This window comes from Bacillus sp. GW823-FHT06A10 (assembly GCF_058795375.1).
On record NZ_JBXAHT010000001.1, the window covers coordinates 193698 to 215368 of the forward strand.

15 protein-coding genes and 1 pseudogene are annotated in these 21671 nt (G+C 34.2%); 12 read left to right on the forward strand and 4 right to left on the reverse strand.

From position 1 onward, the window contains the following. Positions 1-172 precede the first annotated feature (172 nt). The 7 genes and pseudogenes from AC1Q8M_RS01000 to AC1Q8M_RS01030 all read left to right on the forward strand — a co-directional run bounded on the left by AC1Q8M_RS01000 (position 173) and on the right by AC1Q8M_RS01030 (position 11285). Entirely contained in the window at positions 173-2707 is a 2535-nt protein-coding gene (locus AC1Q8M_RS01000; protein ID WP_098365631.1) for an MrcB family domain-containing protein, read from the forward strand. Then, a complete protein-coding gene (locus AC1Q8M_RS01005; RefSeq protein WP_141533115.1) occupies positions 2682-5126 on the forward strand; it encodes a restriction endonuclease-like protein in 2445 nt (814 codons plus the stop codon). The genes AC1Q8M_RS01000 and AC1Q8M_RS01005 overlap by 26 nt, the downstream gene beginning before the upstream one ends. A gap of 400 nt (positions 5127-5526) precedes the next feature. Then, positions 5527-7248 carry a hypothetical protein gene (locus AC1Q8M_RS01010; protein ID WP_098365633.1) on the forward strand — a complete coding sequence of 574 codons (1722 nt, stop codon included), beginning with the start codon at positions 5527-5529 and terminating at the stop codon, positions 7246-7248. Between the two features lie 44 nt (positions 7249-7292). After that, positions 7293-7511 (forward strand): annotated as a pseudogene (locus AC1Q8M_RS01015) (IS3-like element ISBce13 family transposase); the annotation flags it as partial. A gap of 381 nt (positions 7512-7892) precedes the next feature. Beyond that, complete coding sequence (locus AC1Q8M_RS01020) at positions 7893-8030, forward strand: hypothetical protein (protein ID WP_255288275.1); 138 nt, start codon at positions 7893-7895, stop codon at positions 8028-8030. Positions 8031-8216: 186 nt separating this feature from the next. Beyond that, the gene (locus tag AC1Q8M_RS01025; RefSeq protein ID WP_098365635.1) at positions 8217-9458 is read left to right on the forward strand and encodes a hypothetical protein; all 1242 of its coding nucleotides are present in this window, start codon (positions 8217-8219) and stop codon (positions 9456-9458) included. A 36-nt stretch (positions 9459-9494) separates the two neighbouring features. Continuing rightward, the gene (locus tag AC1Q8M_RS01030; RefSeq protein ID WP_098365636.1) at positions 9495-11285 is read left to right on the forward strand and encodes an ATP-dependent nuclease; all 1791 of its coding nucleotides are present in this window, start codon (positions 9495-9497) and stop codon (positions 11283-11285) included. Between the two features lie 359 nt (positions 11286-11644). On the opposite strand, the gene AC1Q8M_RS01035 is transcribed toward AC1Q8M_RS01030, so the two are convergent. Then, the gene (locus AC1Q8M_RS01035) at positions 11645-11782 is read right to left on the reverse strand and encodes a hypothetical protein (RefSeq protein ID WP_176542719.1); all 138 of its coding nucleotides are present in this window, start codon (positions 11780-11782) and stop codon (positions 11645-11647) included. A gap of 394 nt (positions 11783-12176) precedes the next feature. Here AC1Q8M_RS01035 and AC1Q8M_RS01040 point away from each other — a divergent pair, with 394 nt between their 5' ends. From AC1Q8M_RS01040 to AC1Q8M_RS01050, 3 genes are all read left to right on the forward strand, one after another. Further along, complete coding sequence (locus tag AC1Q8M_RS01040; RefSeq protein ID WP_098361264.1) at positions 12177-13043, forward strand: DnaD domain-containing protein; 867 nt, start codon at positions 12177-12179, stop codon at positions 13041-13043. Continuing rightward, positions 13040-14329: a replicative DNA helicase gene (gene dnaB, locus AC1Q8M_RS01045; RefSeq protein WP_141533073.1), complete on the forward strand. Its 1290-nt coding sequence runs from the start codon at positions 13040-13042 to the stop codon at positions 14327-14329. The genes AC1Q8M_RS01040 and dnaB overlap by 4 nt, the downstream gene beginning before the upstream one ends. Before the next feature lie 113 nt (positions 14330-14442). Then, a complete protein-coding gene (locus tag AC1Q8M_RS01050) occupies positions 14443-15291 on the forward strand; it encodes an RpnC/YadD family protein (RefSeq protein WP_141549517.1) in 849 nt (282 codons plus the stop codon). A 139-nt stretch (positions 15292-15430) separates the two neighbouring features. Here the strand turns inward: AC1Q8M_RS01050 and AC1Q8M_RS01055 are convergent, their stop codons facing one another. After that, positions 15431-16216: a TrmB family transcriptional regulator gene (locus tag AC1Q8M_RS01055; protein WP_000384620.1), complete on the reverse strand. Its 786-nt coding sequence runs from the start codon at positions 16214-16216 to the stop codon at positions 15431-15433. A gap of 248 nt (positions 16217-16464) precedes the next feature. Here AC1Q8M_RS01055 and AC1Q8M_RS01060 point away from each other — a divergent pair, with 248 nt between their 5' ends. Then, on the forward strand, positions 16465-17232 hold the full coding sequence (locus AC1Q8M_RS01060) for a TSUP family transporter (protein WP_000348454.1): 768 nt from the start codon (positions 16465-16467) through the stop codon (positions 17230-17232). A 215-nt stretch (positions 17233-17447) separates the two neighbouring features. Here AC1Q8M_RS01060 and AC1Q8M_RS01065 read toward each other — a convergent pair whose 3' ends face one another. Beyond that, on the reverse strand, positions 17448-18335 hold the full coding sequence (locus AC1Q8M_RS01065; RefSeq protein ID WP_098361267.1) for a DMT family transporter: 888 nt from the start codon (positions 18333-18335) through the stop codon (positions 17448-17450). Positions 18336-18504: 169 nt separating this feature from the next. After that, on the reverse strand, positions 18505-20538 hold the full coding sequence (locus AC1Q8M_RS01070) for a sigma 54-interacting transcriptional regulator (protein WP_098855676.1): 2034 nt from the start codon (positions 20536-20538) through the stop codon (positions 18505-18507). A gap of 327 nt (positions 20539-20865) precedes the next feature. Here AC1Q8M_RS01070 and AC1Q8M_RS01075 point away from each other — a divergent pair, with 327 nt between their 5' ends. After that, entirely contained in the window at positions 20866-21624 is a 759-nt protein-coding gene (locus AC1Q8M_RS01075) for a gamma-glutamyl-gamma-aminobutyrate hydrolase family protein (RefSeq protein WP_000803239.1), read from the forward strand. The last annotated feature ends 47 nt before the right edge of the window (positions 21625-21671 follow it).

Sequence of the window (21671 nt, forward strand, 5' to 3'; positions counted from 1 at the left end):
TTATATTGTATAACGAATAGAGAAATAATAAAATTTGGAAATTTGTTCTTTCTTAACAAAATTTAAATTTCTTAGAGGGTGAAACGTACCTATGTATAAAAGATTACTTTCTTTTACACATAGTTTGGTAAAATAGTAGTAATTGTAATTAATTGTAACGGTGGGGATGAAAATGTTAGAGCAACTCATAATGGAATTAGCTAAGTCAACAAAGCAGGTTGAAGATATAAATGGTGATAAAACTTATTTGGTTATAAACAAAGATGATGGAGACTTAGACATTGAAATCAAATTTTTACGTGAGCAATATGAAGAGAAAGCATCATCTTATTTTAAAGTAAGTTCTGAGCTCCTTAAGAACGCTTGGAAAAAATTTATCGATATGCGCACGTTAAAGAGTGAGGATTTCGGACAAGTGAGTGAATGTAATACTTTCTTAGTAGCATTCTTTTCACACCTTCCATTTGTGGATGTAACGGAATCAGGGGCTATTGCATTTAAAGAGTTCCAAACTGATAATTTGCCATGTGAGCAGTATCATAAAGTTGTTGGATTTTTGGAAGAGGTAATAAACAATACATACGATCCGAAAAATTTAAGTGATCAAACCAATGGTAATTTGTATAGAGTTAAATCTAAAGGAAGACAAGATTTAAGATTACTGGGATTTTTAAAGGATAATCATAATATTAATACATCTTTATTAACTGAATATATTGAGACGAAAAGTAAGAATGATGTTATTCGAAAGTTAGTTTTAAAGCAGGAATACTTTCACATTGTTATGTTTGTACTTAATCTTTTAAGAGCGTATTCGAGAAGGGAAAAGAAAGAAGCTTTAGTACATTTAGCGATGACGATTGTTCGGAACTCTAGAGGAGAAAATTTAATGCTAGAATCATTAGCAAAAGAACGTACGCATAATCTCTTAATGTGGTCTGAGAAATTGGAAATAATTAATGCTGAATGGATTCCATCCGAACAATACATAAAAAAGAGTGAAGAAAAGGGCGGTAATATGAGTAGTAGTTTACGTGAAGGCTTTTTAAAGATACTGAAAGAATATTTGGATGCAAAAACAGAAAAATTTGCAGGACATAAATTAGGATTAACAGTCCGAAATGATATAGCAACAGAGATCATTCGTTTACCATTTATAAATGAGAAGCAGTACAGTGTGATAGGGTCAGTCGGAAAAGGGAATTGGGCGACAGTTCCATGGATTGCACTAATGCATAGAAGTATTACAACATCGACACAGAGAGGGTATTATATCGTCTATTTATTTAGTGAAGATATGCAACGATTGTATTTGACCATTGGACAAGGTGTAACAGAAACGACTAAAGAAGAGATGCAAAAAATTAAAGAAGAGATTCGTGAACAAATACATATGTCCGACAAAGTGCAAAAAGATGATGAGATCTTCCTAGGGACAAGCCAAAAAGCAAAAGGGTATGCAAATTCAACAGCGGCTTATATTGCATACGATGTTAATGAAATGCCTAGCGAAACAGAATTAGTTGAAGACTTGGAAGAAATGCTTCGCTATTATGAGGGGTTCATAGCTTATAAAGAGGAAGGAACGAAATATGAAATGATTTATGAGGGGAAAGAAGTGTATTTAGATCAGCAATCAATTATCGATCACGTGTCTTCTTATATTCAAAGTAAAGGTTTCTTTTATGAGAGAAAGGATCTTATTAACTTTTTCCTTTCATTAAAGACGAAGCCATTTGTAATTTTATCGGGTATTTCAGGTACAGGGAAAACGAAAATTGTTCAGTGGTTTGCGGAGAGTTTAGGGGCTACGGAAGAGAATGGACAATTTACACTTATTCCGGTTAGACCTGATTGGAGTGATAGTTCTGATTTGCTTGGCTATGTGAACCTTCAAGGGGAGTTTCAAGAAAGGCCGTTAATTAAAGTTCTTGAAAATGCAGATGCAAATCCAAATAGGCCGTATTTTGTAGTGTTAGACGAGATGAATTTAGCTCGAGTAGAATACTACTTTAGTGACTTTTTAAGTGTAATCGAGAGTCGTAAATGGAAAGATGGAAAAATTGTTACATCACCTGTTCTTCCTGAGTCAATTGCGAATAAGCATATTACGATTCCATCAAATGTATATATTATCGGAACTGTAAATATGGACGAAACGACACATCCGTTAAGTAAGAAAGTATTAGATCGAGCGAATACAATTGAGTTTAATACTGTTAGCTTAGATTATTTTAATTTCTTAATGGATGTAGAAGAGAAGGAAGCTGAAATTGTTTCAAATCGCTCTTTAGAAACTGAGTATCTTCATCTAAAAGAATGTTTTAAAGAAAACGAAGATCTTGTGAGAAATATATCGAACCTTTTAATAAAAATAAATAAAATACTTGAATCAGTGGGGGCTCAAGTTGGATACCGTCTACGAGATGAAATTTGTTTCTATATGGCATACAACGAACAAGGAAAGTTATTGTCATTTGATGAAGCACTCGATTATCAAATATATCAAAAGATTTTACCGCGTCTTGCAGGAAGCGATGGAAGAACAGAAGAGGTATTAAAGCAGTTGTATGTATTATGTGCAAATGAAGAATATGATAGCGGCAATAATGACGCTTCCTATGCAAAATATCCTCGTTCAGCCAACAAGCTGTCTCATATGTTAAGGAGGTTCGAGTATGATGGTTTCACCTCTTTCTGGATCTAATAATGAGATAGAGCTAGTTAAGATTGAAACAGAGGAGCTATCATTGACGATTAAAGGAAATCCTTATCATGAAAAATATGAGAGTTTAAAAGAATATTATGCTATAAACGCGGATGAAATGATGTATTTTCATGTAGATGGTAAGACGGAATCCGTTTCTATATTTGATGCGAGATTGAAGAGATTGGATGAATGGAACGAACATCCACCAATCTTTTTTGAAAATAGAAGTTATCAGCTTGTTGTTGTTCCGAAAAATAACAAGCAGCTCTCTTTTTATCATGAACATCCAGGATTTCGAAAACAAGTTAGTTCTATTCAAATGGGTTCACTTCACGTGTTAATGGGAAATCTTTCTTTTCCGAATGAAGTAGGAAATACAACGTTTGAAATTAAAGATGATCAAGATACTTTATTAACCGTTACATTTGAAGTTTTCCCAGCAAAGCTTGATTATAAGGATGATTACAGAGCCTTATTAGATGAAGTAAATGATGAAATTTATAATTTAGCATTTCATTTACTAAAGAGAACTTATTTAGGAGCATCTGCAATTTACGCTACAAATCCATCGAAGAGTGAGTTCTATCGTATTTTAAATGATTCCTTTGAGCGGTTTATGAAGTCGATCTCTCATATTAAACGACAACCACATCATACGCTTATGACTAGGCATCAACTTGTACGAGGAGAAAAAATTCGTAAATTGGATTCTGTCGGAATGAATTATTTGCGAAAGAGACCGCACTTGCTGCAAGGAGAAAACAATATACCGACTAAAGGCATTACAGCTTATAAGGAAGTTTCTTATGATACGCTGGAAAATCGATTTGTTAAATGGATGATTCAAAGAGTCGTACATAAAATAGAGGATTTACTTAAGACGCTAGAGCCAAAGTCTAGATATACACGTGGTGAAACTGATGAAGATTTGCTAGAGCGTGTAAAAAATATGAAGTATCGAATGAAAAATGAATTGAACGATCCATTTTGGCGAGGGATAGGAAAATTAGATCGCTCAGTCTTTTCACTCGTAATCCAAATGGCGGCAGGCTATAGAGATGCATATCAAATCTTCTTAATGCTATCGCGAGGTTTAACATTACGAGGACAAATTTTCAAAATGTCGGTAAAAGATGTCGCAAGGTTATACGAATACTGGACGTATTTAAAACTTGGACAAATTCTATCCAAAAAGTATATACCGCTCCATCAAGATGTTATTCAAGTTAAACAAGATGGTTTATATGTAACGCTAGATGAAAGTAAAACTGCAAAAAGAACGTTCAAGCATCCAGTTACTGATGAAGTAATAGAACTTTATTTCCAGAAAAGAAATGGTAGATTGCCAACAGTTACACAAAAACCAGATACGATGCTCGCTATTGAGAAAAAGGGAAAGAACTATCGATACCAATACATTTTTGATGCGAAATATCGAATTGACTTTGCTGAAAAAGCTCATTACAAAAGGAAGTATGGCACTCCTGGTCCAATGGAAGAAGACATTAATACAATGCATCGTTACAGAGATGCATTAGTTGTGGAACAAGAGGGACCTTTTGAGCGAACAGCTTACGGAGCATACGTATTATTCCCATGGAACCAAGAGGAAGTGTATGAGAACCATCCATTTTATAAAAGTATTGAAAAAGTAAGTATCGGTGGCTTTCCATTCTTGCCAAACGCGACAAGACTAGTCGAACAATTTCTAGACCATCTCATTGAAAAAAGCCCAGAAGAAATTATAAGAGAAGGCATCCTCCCAAGAGGAACAAAAGAAGAATGGCACTCCTCGTTAGAAGAAAAAGTATTAGTGGGTAGTGTGAAAACTGAAGCCGACTATGAAACATATAGAAAAGAAGGCTTATACCAGTTACCAGTCACACAGTTAAAACCAGGATGGCAAGAAGCGAAATACATAGCATTATATGCGCCGAAAAAATGGCACGGAGAAAAAGGTGGAATTCAATACGTAGCCAAAATCAAACACATTCAAATGCAACAAAACGATGAGCATGTACATTTCGAACTAGAGCCATGGAAAAAACTAGACCACCTCATCCGCCCAGTAGGATATGGCATTCAGAACTACACAATAACAACTATATCGCTATTAAAAGAAGTACAAGAACTCCCAGAACTCTTCATGAAATCAAAAGAAGAACGAACTCTTTGGAAAACGCTACGTCGTTTCACGAAGCAGGTTAAGGTTGAGCTGGATCATAACAACTTAGATGAGGCTTCTTCTATTAAGAGTTATTATGTGCAGGATGTTCAGATTTGGGTTGATTATGAGAATCAGGTTGTTGTGGTGGGGAGAGATGGGCGAGTTAAAGAAGTTGCTTTGGAGTTGGTTGTTGGGAGAGGTTCGGTGCTGTTTAGAGAAGTTTTAGAAGTGTTAAATGTTAGGGAATAGCACTTAGATCCAAGGTTGATTAAGTCATGGATAAGGGTATATATAATAGATAAATATTAGTTGGATAAAGTGTATTGTTAGCTATGAGAAGAACATATATAAGGCATATGCTCTTCTTTTTTTGTAAATAAAGTGGGTATAAAATTCAAATAATGACCTCTCCCTGTCAAGATAAGAAACCTATATTTTACGGTTCGGGAATACCGAGTGGAAAGCTATTCGTATCAAGGACTTATAGAGTATTATACATTTTCTTGTGCAAATCCTGTAACGTAGAAAAATGAAATTTCTTGACCAGCTGTTCTAAGTATTTCTTTATGATTTTAATTCAATTATTTTTGCTAATGAAGTGACGTGATATTATAAAATTAATATATTAGAAAAAGGAGTGTAATGAATTATGTCTCTAAAAAATGAACCAGCTGTTCGTTATGCAATTTGGACAGCTTATAACCGCCGTTGTCAAATCACAAAAAACTTAATCGAAAATATTACAGATATGGAAGTTGATCATATAATTTCTGTTGATACTTTTAAAAATAAAGGGAAGATAGAAATATACGATTTGCCAAAAGATTTTGATGTGCACGGATTAGAAAATTTGAGACCGGTATTACGAGCATGGAATAGAGAAAAAAGTAATCAAGAACTTCCCTCTGAACAAGTAATTCTAAATTTAATGAAAGCAAGAAAAATTAAAAAGTTAGTTGAGAGAGAAATAGCTAAATTTCATGAAGAGAAAAAATACGCCCTAAGTATTGAGGCGATTAGGGAAGCAATTCAAAATAAAAAAATAACATTAGAAGAGTATATGGATCAAATAAAAGGTTATCAAGTAGACTTTGGGGATGAAGTGATAAAATTTGAAAGTGAATTTAATAACAGTGTTGAGGTCAATTCTCATAGTGTTAGAATATCAGGCCATTTACCTAGATTGGAAGAAAGAGAAGGAAGTTGTTTATTTACTTTTAATAGTTTTTATTTACGCCAAGTTAATATAAGTCTTTCACATCAAGAGATATTAAAGACTTTGTATAGAGGCTATAAAACTCCCTTAACCCTTTCGATGAGACCTTATGTAATGGAAACTACTTTATATCAGGAGTTAAAAACATATAGTATTATTATCGGTGGATGTGTATTTAATTTAGAATTAGGTGAGGTCAAGCATTTAATAAGGGCTATTGATATTTTTATGGGAAACTATATTGAAGCAATAAAAAAGATAGAAAATAAAATTGAGTCGAATAACTTTTATCCAATGGTACACGATCTAAATAATTATAAATTAATTTGCATTCCATCGAACCTTTTTGAGAAAATCAGGCTATTTATTCAGAAACATGATTATGCAGCAGGTAATAGTAAATGGCACATCTTTGATGCACATGGGAGCATGATAAAGGTATATGATAAAAATGCGGGAGAATATCGTTGTTTTATTTATCCAATAGCAGATAATAATGATGGTTATAGCTGGTATAATTCCAATGATAGGGTATGGTTGGTGTGGGATTATATGAGTATTTCTGGAAAGGAGCTTTGGAGTGTAAAAAAGACTTACAGATGGTTAGTAGAAGATTTAATACCGACAGTTGAAGCGTTTTTTACTACGTCTCGAGGTTCTATTTTCAAGAAAAGAAAAAATAGTATTAAAGTGAGTCAGATAATATATACGAGTAATGATAAATATTATGATATTAATAAAAAAGTTTCTGCAAGTCAGTTATTGAATATTGTTGAAAGTCTTCAAATAATGTATTCTCTGGGATCAAAGATTTATATAAAGTGGTCGGATTATTTAAATGTATATGATGCAATTTTATATCTCATAAAAATATGCCCAAAATTAGACTATTATTATATTTGTTCAAAATTAAATCTAGGACAGATACAGAATAAAGAGGAATTATGGAAAGCGATAGAACAGTTAAAACAAAATGAAGTTGAAGGGATAATAAATAGTGGAAAACTAGATATGCTTTTTAGAGCTTTCTTTGCTTTAGTGAAGGACACATTACATGTAATTACAGAAGAGGACATAGCAAAAGTTATAAGTTTAGTTAAAGAGCATGTTAATACCTATAATACTATGAAGTTAGTAGAATCACAGTGGAGTTAGTATAGTTATATGGATAAAACTTAGTTAAGTCCTTACAATGGATTTCAAAGAAGAAGTGTCCGTATGACAATGCTTGTATGGATTTATTTCGTGCTACTTTACTGAAAGAAGAAGTATGTCGTACAAAATATGTCACATTTGGACCAGAAAATTTGGCGCTATTTCAATACATTGCGAGATGGTACCACCGTAAGAGGATTCATAGTAGCATTGTTTATAAAACTCCCCAACCAATAGAAGAACGGGCTAAAGAAGTAGCATAGTTTTAACTTTTTTGTGTCCAAAATATTGACTCAAATCCAATTGTACAGAAAATAACAAGTGTAAATATATGGAGTTTTGTATGTTGAGGGTATGATTTTTGAAGTAAAATACTAAGTAACTATTTTAGTGTGATAAAATTTGAATTTGCTTTTTGAAGTGGTTTGGAGGATTAGAGGATATGGAATAAAAAGTTAGTTACAAAGTGATACGTCATTCATTTGATAAGATTATCTATGACTTAGAAAGTTCAGATTTTTCTTCGATGAAGAATGTAACTTTGAATCATTAACTTTTGGTAAATCAAAGGGGTTAAGCTTTGATAATGTTTTAATACTTCCCACTAAAGAGATGGAAAGCATATTATTAAAGGGCAATATAAAATGTCTGATACGGTAAAAGCTCAATTTTATGTAGCTATTACACGAAGTAAAAACAACGTTGGAATTTTATCAGATAAATCGTCTTATCTTGATTTTTTAACTCGATGGGAAGAAGTGAAACAGGAAGTAAGAGTTTGAAAATTAAGTTTCAACTAAATGTTTTAGAAAGTAATTGGGATAGCTGATAGCGATATAAGTCTGAAGTTGAAGGGAAGGTATAATTTCAAGAACACAATCGGATAAGCACCTACTATATCAATAGATGGAGATAAAATAAGGTGAATGATATTTATAACGAAATGCTTTTGAGGGGGATAAGTATTGGTGAACGGAAAATGGGTAAAAGAAAATCCTGATTTTTTTAAGAAAAATAAAATAGAAAGTCTAATAAATTTGAAAGGTAATAGTGATCTAAAAGAGGAATTCTCGAAATATTCCATAATGTTTAAAGAGTCAGCACACCTTATCACTGAACATATTTTTGAAAAACCCAATATCGGTAAATTAGATACATATTTTTTCTCGCTAGCATATCTTTACCGACATAGCCTTGAGCTAATTCTCAAAGCAATAGGATTTAAATATATTTTGGATATAGGTAGTAGAAGAGACTTTATAAAAGAAACGTTTCATAACTTAGCATCGCTTCTCGAAGCGGTAAACCCATACATAAAAGATAATGTGATAAGAAATTGTGAGGCTTTTCAATGGATTGAAGCATTTTTCGAAGACATAAACGATATTGACAAGGAATCGGATTCTTTTAGGTATCCTTTTGGAATAACAATGGAAAGGAATCCCTTTGATAACAAAAAAAAATTTGGTATTAAATCATTCTTCGAAGAGCAGACACATATCAACTTATTTGCCTTTGCTAATAAGATGGAGATAGCATTTGAAATTTTAGAGAGCTATTTACATGAGAAAGATATAAAAGATGAGTTGTTTAAAGGATATAAACCTGTATTTTTCGAAGAAGGTGGAGGTTATTATTACCAAAGTGTCATTGGCCATTCATATAGTAGGGATAAATTTTATCCGTATGTAAAAGCTTATACTGAATCAGCTGAGTATCTTTATGATTGCATGAGCAAGGATAGAAAACTTAATTGGTTGCTTTTTATTCCTATGTGCTACCTTTATAGAAATGCAATAGAACTTGCAATGAAGGAGATCTTATTTGAAGAATGCTCTTATAGTTTTCAAGAGTCAGTAAAATTAATGAATGATAAGAAACATAGTATTTTAGGTCTATGGAATTCAATAAAAGTGGACATAATAAAACATGCTCAAGCTCCAGAAGAAGATACGACTTTAGCCAATGTACAAAAGTATATTAATCAACTTCATAATATTGATGGACAAGCAGATAAATTTAGGTATCCTACAGATAAATTCATGAATTTACACTTTAAAACCTCAAAGAAATTGGATATAGAGAATATAGTAAACTATTTTGGTGAATTAGCTGCTTTTTTAAGCGGTGTATGCGCGATGGTGTCTGCTCAAAATGAATGGTTAGCTGAAATGGAGGCTGAATATAGAGCTGATATGGAAAGTCATTAAGTTAATTAATCTGAATATGAGGGTTCGGTGGTAAAAATGCATAAGATTAAAAATATAAATGTTAAAGGATTTAGGTCTTTTTCAAATGACGAAGCTTTCGTTATTAATGATATTAGAAATTTTAATTTATTTATAGGAAAAAATAACACCGGTAAATCGAATATTACAAGATTATTAAAGTCGATTGTACATATCATTAGAGAAGCTAGACAGATATCAAATGAAACAAATTATGTGTTGTTTCAAACAATTGAACTGAGTAGTGACGATTTTTTTTTACAGAACAAAGTAGAAATAGAATATGAAGACTGGATATCTTCTCCTTTAGGGATAATGTCTTTTAAAACCATAGTGTGGTCTGAATGGGAAAAGACAAATACTATCGACAACTGTTATTTTAAAGAAATGGAGTTAAATATAAAATTTGAAAATGAAGAAACTATTAGCATTTATTCTTGTAACATTTCAAATTTTAAGGGCCAATCGGGGCATTATGTCGTTATAACTGGTAAGAAAGAAGATTCACTAGACTTGAACTCCACTGCGCTATGTACTTATCTAAGAATCTTAAAGGATAGCTTTATTTTTATCGATGAAGCTAGAACGGTTGAAGTTTCTATTGCAAGACTTTTAGATAAAAATTCATCAAGTTTAAATTTAGCAGATGAGTTGGTGAAAGCGGCTACGGAATCGGAAAAAGAATGGAATAGTTTTATTAATTACATTAAATTTGGATTTAAAGAAATTGTTAAAGAAGAATTTGAATTATATCGTAATTTGGAGAAAGATTTTAATCCGGCAGATGATTTATTTGTTTTATATGATGAACTTCCAGTGAAACTAAGAGATTTGGGAAGTGGGATTAGCCAAATATTAATGTTTCTTACGTTCTTCTATAGATATCGTAATAAAGAGAATGTATATGTATTTATCGATGAACCTGAATCAAATATTCACCCTGAAACATTAATAAGACTGTTTCGGTTTTGTACCAGTGAATTAAGTCATCAGTATTTTCTCCTAACACACTCATCTGTATTAATAGACCAAACGGATTTTGTTGATCAAATTTATATGATTAATAGAGAAGACAAAAAGACTATGGCAACTGAAATCTATAATAATAAGCAAAGGTCTAGATATTTATTTGATTTAATAGGAGTTAAGCCTTCTCAATTATTACAGTCAAATTGTGTAATTTGGATAGAAGGTCCTAGTGATAGGATATATATAAAACACTGGTTAAACATTTATACAAAAGCATTGGGGGTTAAAGAGTATACTGAAGGTAGAGATTATAGCTTTGTCATGTACGGGGGGTCACTAATTAGTCATTATGATGTTGATCCAGTGGACTTAAACAAATATATCGACTTATTTTCAACTAGTAGCAATGTTTATTTAGTTGCGGATAGTGATTTAAGTAAAGATAGAGGGGAATATAAAGAAAATTTAAAAAGAATTCTAGCCCATGCAAGAGATAATTTTGGAGTATGGGTAACTGCTGGTAAAGAGATTGAAAACTATGTTCCACATAAAGTGTTTTTAGATATTTTCTCTAAAGAAAAAGGATTTATGAGAAGTAAAGATAAACCTAATATAAATAAGTTAAAGGGAAAAATGTTCGGTAAAAATGATATTTATAGTAACTTTTATTCAGGTTTATATGACAATCGAAAGAAGAAAAGAATTATCAAAAGCTCTTTCTTTAGAAACAAAGTGAAATTAGCTGAAAAAGTAACAGAAAAGTGGAATAGGTTAGATAGTTTGGATTTGAATTATCGAATTAAAGATTTATATGAATTTATAAAAAAAACTAATATATAAACGAAATATGCAAGAAGAACTAACTGAATACGAAGGTACAACCCTAGAAGAATTTAATACAATCCGCAAAAATAAAGCAGAAGAACGAGGTTGCTTCTAAAACAGAACGTTACTAATGGTATTAGTTATTTTTTTTGAAATGTTTTGAGAGAGTTACAGAAAATATTTCAAAGAAAATAGCTACTAATATTTCGGATAATGAATCTAGGTATTTAGTATAACTTAATTCTAATTGCATATAGAAAGTTAATTTTTGTAACCAAATTAGGGATTCCTAGGAATCCCTAGCCTGGTAAAGTGGACTAATTAATTTTTTACTGCACATATGATATAAAAAATATTTATACACTATGCTTCTATTAATCAACTAAATAATCATTCAATGTTACTAAACCATCTATTTCTAACTTCACTTTCAAATTACATATAGCTATTGCAATCCCGACAGGAGACAAAGAACTATGTGAAATATCCCAACTATGTTGTCCATATTGCAATGGAAGATTCCATTGGATGGAAAATAAATGGAAATGTTGTTTGTGAACTGTATAAATATAGTATCATAAACGAAAGACCAACGGAGGGCCTCCCATGCTTACCTCCTACAACTAATAAACTTCCTAGCCAAACACGAAGGCACAACATTAAAAGAAATCAACAGAAACTTCCTAATCAAACCAGCCCCTCCTAAGCCCCTTACAAGCCCCTACCAAGTAATAAATCACTAAGAAAAAACACAACAAAAACAAAAACAAAAACAAAAACAAAAACAACAACAAACACCGTAGTAGTAGTCAAAAAAATTTAAAATAACACGCCAAAAACCCGGCCATCCTCCCATATATATTATGAAGGGGCTTTTAATTTTGAACGGAGACGGGAGGAATTAGGATGGCGGTGTATCGTAATGTGCAGGTGAATTTTTGGCAGGATGATTTTGTTTTGGATTTGACGCCGGAGGAGCGGTATTTTTATGTTTACTTATTAACTTGTTCGAAGACGACGCAGTGTGGGATTTTTCCTTTTCCGAAGCGGTTAGCTGAGATGGAGACGGGTTATAATCGGGAGACTGTTGATAAGCTTGTGCAGCGCTTCATTGATTATGGGAAGATTCTGTATGATGCGGATACTCGGGAGTTATTCGTTTTGAATTGGCTTCGTTATAATCCTGTGACGAATACGAATGTGGAGAAGTGTGTGCTACGTGAGCTTAAGGGTGTGAAGAATAAGGAGTTTGTACATATGTTTCTTCAGAAGTGCGTAGAGGAGGAGCTGAATGTTCCGATGCTTTTAGCGCATTTCGGTATGCCGAGTGATTTAGCTGTGGATGATGTTGAGCCAGATCCAGTTTGTGAGGAGACAGAGGAAGAAGAGGTTATAGAGGAAGAAACGGGAAGTCGCGTGTTTTCTTTTTATGAGCAACATTTTGGTAGTTTGTCTCCACATACTGTGGAGGAACTGAGTGCGTGGATGGATGATTTGTCTGAGGATCTTGTGCTGAAGGCGCTTCAAATTGCGTTTGAGAATAATAAGCGGACGATTGCTTATGTGAAGGGGATTTTGAGAGGATGGCACGGGAAAGGGTTTACGAAAGTGTGTGAGGTTGAGGCGGATACGGCTAAGTTTCGGAAGAAGGAGTTGTCTGTTAGTACGGGGGAGACGGAGGAGTTTTTGGCGAGGTGTGAGGAGTGGGAGAAGAATGCGCCATCTGAGGAGGAGTTGCAGCGCTTTTTAGCGGAGCGCGGGTGGCGGCCATGAGTATTCAAAATGTGGAGGCGGAGAAGACGGTGTTAGGTTCTCTACTAATTGATGGAGAGCTTATTAAGGAGTGCCGTTTGACGGAGCAGTATTTTTCTATGCCAGTACATAAGTCTATATTTCAGTTAATGCGAAAGATGGAAGGAGAGGGGCAACCGATTGATCTTGTGACGTTCATTTCTAGGGTAGATCCGAAGTTTTTAGAGGGGATCGGGGGAATGGAGTATTTTATAGGGTTAATGGATGGTGTGCCTACTACTAGCAACTTCTCTTATTATGAGGGGCTTGTTCGAGGTGCCTGGAAAATGTATCAGGCTGGTGTTATCGGGCACAGGATGGGAGAGCGTCTTATTGCGGAGAAGAGTGAGAAAGTTATCGGTGAGACGATTACGGCACTTTGTGAGTTAGAGGAAAAAGACTCTGTATGTGAGTTTGATTTGAAGGATGCGTTAGTTGATTTGTATGAGGAGCTTCATCAAGATGTGAAAGAGATTACTGGTATTGAGACTGGTTATACATCGTTAAATAAAATGACGTGCGGACTTCAGGAAGGTGATTTTGTCGTTCTTGGTGCGCGTCCTTCTATGGGGAAGACTGCGTTTGCGCTTAATGTTGGACTGCATGCGGCAAAGTCTGGAACGGCGGTTGGATTGTTTTCGTTAGAGATGAGTAGTAAGCAATTGTTAAAAAGGATGGCTTCTTGCGTAGGCGAAGTGTCAGGAGGTAGGCTGAAAAATCCGAAGCATCGTTTTGCGATGGAAGATTGGGAGAAGGTAAGTAAGGCGTTTGCGGAGATTGGTGAGTTGCCATTTGAGATTTACGACAATGCAGGCGTTACGGTACAAGATATTTGGATGCAAACTCGTAAGTTAAAGAGGAAACACGGTGATAAAAAGCTTTTAGTCATTGTAGATTATTTGCAGCTTATTACAGGCGATTCGAAGCATAAGGGCAATCGATTTCAAGAGATTAGTGAGATTTCTCGTAAGCTTAAGTTATTAGCGCGTGAGTTAAATGTTTGTGTAGTAGCGTTATCACAGTTATCTCGTTCTGTAGAGTCGCGGCAAGATAAGCGTCCGCTTTTATCTGATTTAAGAGAGACGGGGCAAATTGAGCAAGATGCGGATGTCATTATGCTTATGTATCGCGAAGATTATTACGATAAGGAAACGAAGCAGAAAGAGATGACGGAGATTCATGTGGCAAAGCACCGGAATGGGCCTGTGGGGAGTTTTAAGCTGAGGTTTTTGAAGGAGTTTGGGCGGTTTGTGGAGAGGGAGAAGTAGTGAGAGGAAGGTGTTTTGAAAATAGCATGTGCATGTGAACCAAAGTTGTAACGCTAATTTTATAAGTTATATAATAAAGAAAATGGTAACTAATAGTTAAGGGGGATTAGCTATTGGCAGGGAATGATATTTCTTATCATAATAAAGATATTCTGATGAGGTTTTTAAGTGAATGTTATAGGGATAAAGGGCTTGAAGCATATGGGTTAAAAGGTTATCCAAGAATAAAAGAATTGTTGCTAAATGAATTTTCGAGAGTTCGTGCAGATCAAAGGCGCTCAGATACTTTATTTGAAATGGAAGATGGTTCAATTTTAATGTTAGAGTATGAAAGTAATACCCGTTTCCTCGAAAACCATTTGAAGTATATGGATTATGCGAATCAAATTATGTATCGTTACTATAATAAGAGGAAAGAGTTACCGGATATTCGAATCGTAGTTATTTATACAAGTGAGGTAATGAATCCTATAGAAGAAATAGATGTATGTAGTATACGTTTAAATTCTAAAGCGGTTTTACTAAATGAATACAATGGTGATGCCATTCTTCAAAAGATTATTAGAAAAATGGAAGAAGGAAAATCTTTGACGGATGAAGAAACCATGAAATTAATACTTGTACCACTTATGCATAGTAGAGAGAAAAGACAAATTTTAATTGAAAAAACGATAGAAGTAGCAAAGTGTATCTCCAATGAGCAAGAACAAATTCAAGTTATTGCTGGGATTCTTGTAGCTACAGATAAATTTATTGATGAAGACTACGCGAAAAAGGTAAAGGAGTGGTTACGGATGACAAAAGTAGGTCGTTTATATGAGCAAGAGAAGCAAGAAGAAATTGATAAAGCACTTTCGGCAGCTGGAATGCTCTTTAAAGGAATGAGTGTAGAAGAAATAGCTAAAAAATTAGATGTAACAATTGAAAAGGTGAAAGAGTGGGAGAAGCGTTTATCTCATTAATCGCTGGGGTAATGGCAGCGTCTGTATAAATTTATACAAAAATAGCCGAATATTTACTATATAATAGTCGGCTATTTTTGTACGGAGAAGTTGTTAGGTTTAATACGCAAATCTTTTGGTTTGCTCTTGAATATGTTCCTCATTTCCCCATAAAGAAAGATCTTCTCTCTGCAGTAATCCATTGCTGCAAGTCATCTTGGCTACGTCGGACAAGTCGATTTACTAAAACATCATGCCATACATAATCCTCTAATAAGTATATATGAACGGGGTCATCTGTATAAAAAGCAATATTACGCTCTTCAAGTGATGGTCCATAAATCATCTCTTTAGAATCTATCGATACAATAAACCAATGTTCTGTAGACAAGGTTTCTGTATAAGGTGTTATGCGATGGGCTTCTAGATTTTTAATTGGGTTTTCAACATGCAGGGTAATACCTTGTATTGTAACTTTATCAGCTACTTCAGATAGATCTTCTTTTAACGCTTCATACATCTCATCCCACATTGAAATGACAATACGTCGTTCTGCTTTTTTTATTAATGCCTGACAATAGCTAATGATTGTTTGATTGTCTTTTAAAGTAATCACTCGATTATCCGTTTTTTCCTCGGAAGTTTCTAGTTTTTTTAATGAATCACTTATTCCTTCGTAAGTAGACTGCCATTCTGTTTGCGCCTTCTGTAAAAAGATTTCAACAGGTAGAGGTGAATAGCGAGTGGTGTCATTTATTTCTTCCTTCATGACAATTCCTTTTTCTACAAGGTTACCTAAAATCTCATAAATTCGCGCTCTTGGGACACCCGAATCCTTACTCACTTGGTAGGCTGTGACAGGCCCTTGTTTAACAAGAGATACATAAGATTTAGCTTCATATTCATTGAAACCAATTTTTTTAAGCTGTTGCACTATGTAGTCCACTTTTTTCGTCCTCCGATGTTTGCTTTTATCCCGCTTTAACGGGCAGTAAGACTCCCACCTCAAAATTCAGCGGAAGCAAAGAAGTTAGGTGGGGGTCGGGCTGCCCGTAAAAGCCCGATTGGGTCAACTAATAATCAGTGGCCCCACTGATTAAAGTTTCACTTTATATTTTAACGTTACAATAACTGTTTACATTTAGCAAATTATTAGTTACTATTCGAATAGTGACTAAAGGGGAGGTTAATAGTATGGATTTTTATTTAGACCCATCTGTATTAATGATTTTGATTGTTTTTGGATTCGTAGCTGCATTTATTGATTCAGTTGTAGGTGGTGGTGGACTCATTGCTTTACCAGCTTTATTATTTACAGGACTGAATCCAGCAAGTGCAGTAGCTACGAATAAACTAGCGTCGACAATGGGAAGTGCAACTAGTAATATTGTGTTTTATCGTTCTGGTAATCTTGATTTGAAATCGGCGTTTAAATTAGTTCCGCTCACTTTCATAGGTTCCATAATAGGGGCATGGACCGTTCATTTAATGAATCCAGAAATACTGAAGCCATTGATGCTGATTATGCTTGGTGCGGTGGCTATTTATACGATATTCAAAAAGGATTGGGGTAGTATTTCCACTCATAAGAAATTGTCTGGTCGACACGTCATTATTTTTACTTTTTTTGTTTTTGCTATTGGTTTTTATGATGGATTTCTAGGGCCTGGCACAGGTTCGTTTTTAATGTTTTCTCTTTTATTTATTGGGTATGATTTTTTAAAAGCAGCAGGTAATGCGAAGCTTCTTAATTTAGGAAGTAATGTTGGTGCATTGTTGATGTTTATGTATGTAGGGCAAGTCAACTATGCATATGGTTTTATAATGGGGATTGCTCAAATTGCTGGAGGGATTGTTGGCTCCAAATTCGCTATAAAAAAAGGAAGCGGGTATGTTCGTGCTCTTTTCATTACAGTAACTTGTTTATTGTTGGCGAAAAATCTGTATGACTATATTCAGTAAGTAATTAAAGAGCGTAGAAAAGGTTAAATACGCAGATTACATAAAATATAAGAAGACACTAGGGAGAAAATTCCTTTTAACATTTTTTAGATGCTACCTTATTTGAAGATAGCATCTAAAAAAGTCTTATTAAAAAGGAAAATCTAAGTGAAGAGAATGAAAATAATATAAACTCATATTTTTCTGGGGTATGTTTATTGATCATAGTGAAATGTTTATTCTATATTCTTCTTATAATTAGGCCTCAACAAACTCTTAAAATCTAACTCAGCAATTAGCACACTCAACAATATAAGCGTAGCCCCTAAGTATCCTTTTCCTGTCAGCGTTTCACCTGTGAAAATGAAAGCAAAGCCTGCGGAAAAGACAGGTTCTAATGAGAAGATAAGTCCTGTATGTGTAGGCGTCGTGTATTGCTGGGCAATAACTTGCACGATGAATGCGACTGCGGTGCAAAATATGCTTAAGGCTAGAATGATGAGCCATGAGTTGGTTGTGCTAGGCAGTTTTGGCGTTTCGATAATGAATGAAAAAATAAGACTAAATAGGCCGACGAAGCCGAGTTGTATAACTCCAAGTGCAATGGAATTCACATGTTTCGTTACACTTCCAGTAATGATGACGTGGATCGCATAAAACAGGGCAGACAGTATGCAAAATATATCGCCGTTACCGATTTTGAATTCGCTCGTTAATGTTAATAAGCCGATTCCTATTATCGTTAAAATGATCCCTACTATCACTTTCTTTTCCGGAATGTGTTTTAAAAATATAGCTGATAATATTGGAATGAAAATGACTGTGAGACATAGTAGGAAACCAGCATTAGAAACACTTGTATACTTTGTACCGAAAGTCGCGAAAATGTAAACGATAAATAAGACAGAAGCGAGTATAAATGCATATTTTACAGTTTTAAAATCAATCTTAAATAAATGTTTGTAAAATATTAAACCTGATAAAAGAAAAGCGATAATAAATCGTAATGCGATTAAATTATATTCTTCTATGCCATCAAGTCCAAGCTTTGTAAGTAGGATGGATGCACCCCAAAAGAATGTAACTAGTAGTAGCCCTAAATCCGCTTTTAATTGTAGTTTCATTTCTATTCCCTCGTTATGTATAAATTTTATAAGCCCATACCCCTATCCCCATTTTTTATTTTAATATTAATTCTGAATATTTGTAACTTAAATTTATCGACGTTTTATTCCATAAAAAAAGAGGCTGTTTATAAAACAGCCTCTATGTATCTGAAAATCCGAACCTTGATTAAAGACTACGTAGAATCTCCAACCCTTTTCTTGTTAAATGAATCCCTGCTCTACCTTTTTTTATTTCCACATAACCTTTCATCTTCAGGAAGTTCAATCGGTGTCTAACCTGTGCCTCAGTTAATTTCATTTCGACTTCTTGGCTCTTTTCAGAAATAATTCTTCGTCCGATTGCCTTTCCTTTTTCTTCATAATTCATGATAAGGGTAAGGATGAAAAGTGATTCTTGATCAAGAGCGTTTGAACTTGAAGAAAAGGGTTTAATATTTTCTGCCTGATCGCTATTTGTTTTCTTATGTGGAGGCTTTTGAAAATAATGTTGATTAGGTAAATCATTTTTTGTTATTTGGTTTCCGGTACGGACAGCAAGCATATAATCTATCGTATTTTTAAATTCTCGTACATTTCCGTACCATGGATATCCTTGAAGTTCTTCAATTAGTTCTTGTTCAATTTTGACTTTAGGGTTCGATAGTGCGACAAAATGTTTAGCTAATAATTCAATGTCATTTCGGCGTGCCCTTAATTCGGGAAGGTGTATAAAGAGTACTTTAAGCCTATGGTATAAATCTTCTCTAAACATATTTTCTTGAATCATTTTCAGTAGATCCTTATTGGTTGCTGCAATAATCCGGACGTCTATCGGGATAATTTGGCTTCCGCCAACGCGCATAATCTCTTTTTCCTGCAATACTCGAAGTAGTCGTGCTTGAAGTTTCAGGCTAATATCTCCAATCTCATCTAAAAAAATAGTGCCACCATTTGCTTGTTCAAATAGTCCCATTTTCCCGCCCTTTTTTGCTCCGGTAAACGCTCCGTCTTCATAACCAAATAATTCACTCTCGACTAAATCATCCGATAAAGCACTGAAGTTAACGGCAAGAAAAGGGCCGCTATTTCGCTGGGAAGCATTATGAATAGCACTTGCAAACAACTCTTTTCCAGTACCACTTTCACCTTCAATTAATACAGTTAAATCAGTCTTAGCTAACCTTTTGGCAATTTGTTTCGTGTCTTGGATCGTAGAGCTAATCCCAACGATGTTATGAAAATTGTATTTTGCTACATAACCTTTTTTGACAAATTCTTTTCTCAATTTCCGTTCAAATCCGATGGTCTTAAGGGCATTTCTAAAAGTAACAATAATCGATTGATCATTTATATGTAGACGTTCCACTATTACATCCAAGCCGTTTACAACAAATATTCCGCTTTCTTGTTGCTTATTTGAAAGGATGAAGTTCACTAAATCGATATTATCAATAATGGCATCAATCGGATGACCAATAGCATTTTTACTTTTTATTTTCAGCATGCTTTCCAGAAATTCATTAAAGACAACAATTCTTCCTTCATAATCAATAGCTAGTATGCCATCACCAACACCATCAATAACTTGATGAAGTTGTCGATGAGCTTTAGCTAAATTCTTTGTTAAATCTACTATTTTTCGATAGTATCTCTCAGAAACGTGGTTACCTGATTCCTCCATTAAATGAAATCGATCTAGAATGGACATGATTGTAGTAATATCTATTAATCTATGACCAATATTAATTACTTTTTCTACAAAATCAGGGATAATTTCAAGTTCGCCAGGTGTGATTGCGAGCTTGATCATTTGTATATTCGTTTTTCCAGGATAGTATGGGACATATTCAATATGGTTCAGCCCCAATTGACGCATCGTTTCAATTGATTCGTATACTGTTTTATGATTATCATTCACATATAGGGCTTGTGTTCCTTCTGGTAAAAATAAAAGCTGGTCTACGTTTTCATAATTTAATGTTCGTTTTGCTATTATTACTTCGCAGTTTTCCCCAATAAAGTCTTTCACCGTTTCTATCGTAAATGTATTCGGTAATACAATTAATGTAGAATGAAATACTTTTGGAATACTTTCTTCTACAGAAAAACTTTCGATATCTATGAGATCACCTACCATCTCCGTTAGTTGTTGATGTAGGGCTTTTCGTGTTTCTTTTAAAACGGTGATCAATACAATGTGGTTGGTTTCAAATTTGTTCATAGAGCACCTCTTTAGTTGAATGGAATTGGTCTAAAGTTGGTTATTAATTGGTCATTATGTAACCAATTAATAACCAATTATAATACATTTCAGCATAGTAAACACCAATAAAACGACAAAATATTTAAAAATATGTAAATAATCACTTTAATTTCAATATTGGCACGATATTTGCTTATATCAATGGTGTGTAAAGAAATAATGAAATGAGTAGAGTAATAATTTACATATTTAATTCTTTACCACTTGCTAGAAAAGGGAGGTTAAGAGTATACAATTTCAGCAGAGAAAGACAACGAAACCATTTAAATTATGAGGTGAGAGAAAATGAAACCACTAATTGGTGTTACGGGGTATTATATTGATCATAGTGAAATAGGGAAGGAGGGCTTACGAGGGCTACCAGGTCAAGATATGGCTATCTTTTCTTACGACTACATCCGTTCACTTCAACGAGCAGGTGCAACGGTTGTTCTACTTCCAATTGAGGAAGTTAATCAAATTGAGTCCACACTTAATCAATTAGATGGATTGTTATTGGCTGGTGGCGCGGACATCAATCCAGTTTATTATGGTGATATTCCAAAATCATATATAGGTACTGTAGAGGAAGAACGAGATAATTTTGAATTAAATTTGGCAAAGCAGGCTTTAGAAAAAGATATTCCTATTCTAGGAATTTGCCGAGGATTACAGGTATTAAATGTTGCAGCTGGTGGATCTCTTTATCAAGACTTAGAGCACGAGATGGGGCCAGAATATTTCCATGTTCGAGAACAGTTCCGTAAATGGCAAGGCTCTCATTCCGTAGATCTTCTGGAAGAGGGGAAAATTTATGAGGCTATTGGCCAAAAATCTTTAATGGTTAATTCTTTTCACCATCAAGCAGTGAAAACATTAGGGAAAGATTTTGAGGCAAGCGCATGGTCCTTTGATGGTGTAATAGAGGCTATTGAATCCAAAGCTCATCGTTATGTAGCGGCGGTTCAATGGCATCCAGAAATGATGTCGGAAAAGGATGCTCTACAGCAACGTTTATTTAATCAATTTGTAAATGAAATTAGTAAAACGGTAGTTAAATCCTAGCGTGTTATAAATAAAAGAATTGATGGAGAGCTTGGTACGTCATGGTA